The sequence below is a fragment of the Terriglobus sp. YAF25 genome (assembly GCF_052113305.1).
Lineage (GTDB): Bacteria > Acidobacteriota > Terriglobia > Terriglobales > Acidobacteriaceae > Terriglobus.
Window position 1 is genome coordinate 1 of sequence record NZ_JBFRCY010000919.1, and the last position, 1,511, is coordinate 1,511.

The window sequence follows — 1,511 nt, forward strand, 5'->3', positions numbered from 1 at the left end:
CCATCGCGTTGCGATGGATGGGGCACCCAATTGGGTGGCTGGAAGAGCATTATTCAATTCTTCAATCATTCCATCCGCCGCTTTAGCGGCGAGTCTTTTCCCGCTGCCACTCGCGGTAGACTTCGCTTTTGCCCAGGTCGCGGTCGCGCGCTACTTGCTTGAGGGCATCTTTTTCGGAGAGTCCCTGTTTCATCAGTGCGTCGACACTCGCCGCGATGGAAACGGGCGCTGCCTGTACAGCCTCTTCCGCGGCAGGCTCGCCACTAAGCAGCAAAACGAACTCTCCCCGAATCGCGTCACGGGCTTTGAGCGTTTCCAGCATCATGGAAACTGGGCCGCGCAGGTGCTCTTCGTGCAGCTTGGTCAATTCGCGCGCCAGCGCTATCGGATGCTGCGGACCGAAGACGGCAGCTACATCTTCCAGCGTCTCCACGATGCGGTGTGGGGCTTCGTAGAAGATGTGCGTTGTGCCATCCAGTACGAGCGACTCCAACTGCGTTCTGCGCTGGCCCGCCTTGGGCGGTAGAAATCCATGAAAGGTGAAGCTCTCTGTGGACAGACCGCTGGCGATGAGTGCCGAGATCGCCGCGTTGGCTCCAGGAATCGGATAAACCGGAATTCCTGCGGCGATTGCTGCCGCTACCACCTCGGCCCCCGGGTCGGCGATTCCGGGCGTGCCTGCGTCGGAGACGATGGCGATGCGCTGTCCGGCCTGCAACGCTGCCACCAGCTCATCGCTGCGTGAGCGTTCATTGTGCTGGTGATAGCTGATGGTCGGCTTCTGGATCTGGAAGTGATTCAGGAGCTTCTGCGTCTGCCGTGTATCCTCGCAGGCGATGCGATCGACTGACTGCAGCACCCGCAGGGCACGCAGCGTGATGTCTTCCAGGTTACCGATCGGTGTTGCGACGAGATATAAGCCCGGCGCCAGCGGCGCAGGCTCACTCACGACTGCTGCTCCTCAAAGTTGCGCATGCGGCGCTTCAGGGCAAGCAGGCTCATCGACTGGTTCAGGTTCTGCGGCGTGATGATGCCCACGATCCTCTCGCCATCGAGCACGGGAACGAGCTGGGCCTGGGCACGCGGACCCATCATGCGGCGCAGGGTCTGCACCAGCGAGTCGCCGGACTGCGCCGTATGGAAGGCGCGCGACATAATCGCCTGCACGTAACCGTTGCCCTCGGACTGCAGAGCCTCCAGGATGCTCTGCCGGCTGATGACGCCCACCAGGTTATTGCCGCGGGTCACGGGAAAGACATCCTGCATGGAGTGGATCGACTTCTCCAGAGCATCTTCCAGGGTATCGGAAGCGGACAGGGTCGCGAACTCGGTCAGCATGACATCGCGCATCACCACCGTATCGACCGAGCTCTGCAGCATGAGGCCGTGATCTTCCATCTGCGCGCCGATCAGGACAAAGGCACCGATTAGGAGAAGCCAAATGTTGAAGGTGACAATGCCGGCGATGATCATCACCAGCGCGATCATCTGTCCGAAGCCAACGGCAGCGC

General features: G+C 61.0%; 2 protein-coding genes. Both read right to left on the reverse strand.

The features are described 5' to 3' along the window. Nucleotides 1-82 precede the first annotated feature (82 nt). The gene (gene rsmI, locus AB4043_RS25225; RefSeq protein WP_442303392.1) at nucleotides 83-949 is read right to left on the reverse strand and encodes a 16S rRNA (cytidine(1402)-2'-O)-methyltransferase; all 867 of its coding nucleotides are present in this window, start codon (nucleotides 947-949) and stop codon (nucleotides 83-85) included. Further along, a partial coding sequence (locus tag AB4043_RS25230; RefSeq protein ID WP_442308489.1) for a CBS domain-containing protein occupies nucleotides 946-1,511 on the reverse strand: 566 nt, incomplete at its 5' end. The genes rsmI and AB4043_RS25230, both read right to left, overlap by 4 nt.